Source organism: Kitasatospora sp. NPDC001175 (assembly GCF_053598215.1).
In genome coordinates this window covers 1-2,957 of sequence record NZ_JBSFJU010000183.1, presented here as the reverse complement: position 1 = coordinate 2,957, position 2,957 = coordinate 1, and the positions used below count along the sequence as shown (strand labels likewise).

At 73.0% G+C, this 2,957-nt stretch carries 1 protein-coding gene; it reads right to left on the bottom strand.

Translation table 11 applies throughout. The features are described 5' to 3' along the window. The coding region (locus ACWDAK_RS40900; RefSeq protein ID WP_449806588.1) for a type I polyketide synthase at nt 1-2,957 on the bottom strand (2,957 nt) is incomplete at both ends.

Here is a 2,957-nt window from a genome sequence, read left to right as displayed (position 1 = left end):
CGCGCCCGGACACCATCCGCCTCGCACGAGGCGATCAGCTCCTCCAGCGCAGCCGGCTCACCCGAAACCACCACCGACGACGGCCCGTTCACCGCCGCGACCGAGATCCGCTCCTCACCCCACACGGTCAGCCGCTCACGCACCGCCTCCACCGGCAGCGCCACGGAGACCATCCCGCCACGACCCGCAAGCCCACCGGCAATCGCCCGGCTGCGCAGCGCCACCACCCGGGCACCGTCCTCCAGCGACAGCGCACCGGCGACCACGGCGGCGGCGATCTCACCCTGCGAGTGACCCACCACCACCGACGGCTCGACCCCGGCGGCGCGCCAGACCTCGGCCAGCGAGACCATCACGGCCCACAGCACCGGCTGGACCACGTCCACCCGCTCCAGCCACGCCTCACCGGCCCGGCCGAGCAGCACATCCTCCAACGACCAGTCGGTGAACGGCGCGAGCGCGGCCCCGCACTCGGCGATCCGCGCGGCGAAAACCGGGGACTGCTCCCACAGCTCGGCACCCATCGCCGCCCACTGCGAACCCTGACCCGGGAAGACGAACGCCACCTTCCCCGCGGAGCCTGCGGTGCCCTGCACCAGACCCGCACCCGGCTCACCGGAAGCCAACGCCTCCAGACCCCGGACCGCACCCTCGCGATCGGCCGCGACCAGCACCGCCCGGTGCTCGAACCCGGCCCGCGAGGCCATCAGCGAGTAGCCCACGTCGAGGAGGCCGGCCTCGGTCTGCCCGGAGAGGAGGGCCAGCAGTCGGGCTGCCTGGCCCGCCAGCGCCTTGTCGGTCTTGGCGGACAGCAGCAGCGGCACGATGCCGGAGTCGACCTCCGCCGGCTCCTCCACGACCACCGGAGCGAACTCGAGGATGGTGTGGGCGTTGGTGCCACTGATACCGAACGACGACACCGCCGCACGGCGCGGACGCCCCGTCTCCGGCCACTGCCGCGACTCGGTCAGCAGCGACACCGCACCCGAGGCCCAATCCACCTTCGGCGAGGGCTCGTTCACGTGCAGCGTCTGCGGCAGCACACCGTGCCGCATCGCCATCACCATCTTGATGATGCCGCCGACACCCGCCGCCGCCTGCGTGTGACCGATGTTCGACTTCAGCGAACCCAGCCACAGCGGACGGTCCGCCGAGTGCTCCTGGCCGTAGGTCGCCAGCAGCGCCTGCGCCTCGATCGGGTCACCCAGCGTGGTGCCCGTGCCGTGCGCCTCCACCGCGTCGACCTCGTCGGCCGACAGACCGGCGTTCGCCAGCGCCTGGCGGATCACCCGCTGCTGCGACGGACCGTTCGGCGCCGTCAGCCCGTTCGACGCACCGTCCTGGTTCACGGCCGAGCCGCGCACCACCGCCAGGACCGGGTGGCCGTTGCGCTCGGCGTCGGAGAGCCGCTCCACGAGCAGCATGCCGACACCCTCGCCCCAGCCCGTGCCGTCCGCGTCCGCCGAGAACGCCTTGCAGCGGCCGTCGGCCGACAGACCGCGCTGGCGGCTGAAGTCCACGAAGGTCTCGGGCGTCGCCATCACGGTGACACCACCGGCCAGCGCCATGCTGCACTCGCCGCCCCGCAGCGCCTGGATCGCCCAGTGCAGCGCCACCAGCGACGAGGAGCACGCGGTGTCGACCGTGACGGCCGGACCCTCCAGGCCGAAGGTGTACGCCACTCGGCCGGAGGCGATGCTGCCCGAGACACCGGTGCCCAGGTAGCCCTCGACCCCTTCCGGGAGCTCGCTGATTCCGGTCGCGTAGTCGTGGTACATCACACCGGCGAACACACCGGTGCGGCTGCCGCGCAGCGTGGCCGGATCGATGCCGGCCCGCTCGATGGCCTCCCAGGAGGTCTCCAGCAGCAGGCGCTGCTGCGGGTCCATGGCCAGCGCCTCACGCGGCGAGATCCCGAAGAAGTCCGGGTCGAAGAGGCCCGCGTCGTGCAGGAAGCCGCCTTCGCGGGCGTAGGTGGTGCCCTGGTGGTCCGGGTCGGGGTGGTAGAGGCCGTCCAGGTCCCAGCCTCGGCTGCTCGGAAAGCCGGAGATCGCGTCACCGGCCTCGGACACCAGTCGCCACAGGTCCTCGGGCGACTCCACGCCGCCCGGGTAGCGGCAGCTCATCCCGACGATCGCGATCGGCTCGTCGTCCAGGACCGCGACCGGACCGGTGGCGGACGCCTCGGGCGCCTCGCCCAGCAGTTCGGTGACCAGGAAGGCCGCCAGTGCGATCGGGCTCGGGTAGTCGAAGACCAGCGTCGCGGGCAGTCGCAGGCCCGTCGCGCTATTGAGCTCGTTGCGCAGTTCGACGGCGGTCAGCGAGTCGAAGCCGAGCTCCTTGAACGCCCGGCCGGACTCCACCGCAGCGGCGTCGGCGTAGCCCAGGACGGATCCGACCCTGGCGCGGACCAGGTCGAGCACCGCCTGCTCACGCTCGCCGGCGGGCAGTGCCTGCAGTCGGCCGGCCAGCTCCGAGCCGCTCGCCGCGGCCGCCCGCGCCACTCGGCGGGCCGGGACTCGCACCAGTCCGCGCAGCAGCGCGGGGAGGTTGCCGGCGGCGGCCTGCTGGCGCAGCGCGGCCAGGTCGAGCCGCATCGGGACCAGGGTCGCGTCGCCCGTGGTGACCGCGGTGTCGAGCAGTTCCAGGCCCTCGGCCGAGGAGAGGCCGTGGATACCGCCACGGCTCATCCGCTGGACGTCGAGCTCGTTCAGACTGCCGACCATGCCGCTGCTGTCGGCCCACGGACCCCAGGCGAGCGAGGTCGCCGGGAGTCCGGCGGCACGGCGCTGAGCGGCGAGGGCGTCAAGGAAGACGTTGGCCGCAGCGTAGTTGCCCTGGCCGGGGCTGCTCAGGGTGCCCGCGGCTGAGGAGAAGAGCACGAACGCGCTCAGGTCCAGGCCGGCGGTGAGCTCGTGCAGGTTGAGGGCCGCGTCCACCTTCGGGCGCAGCACGGT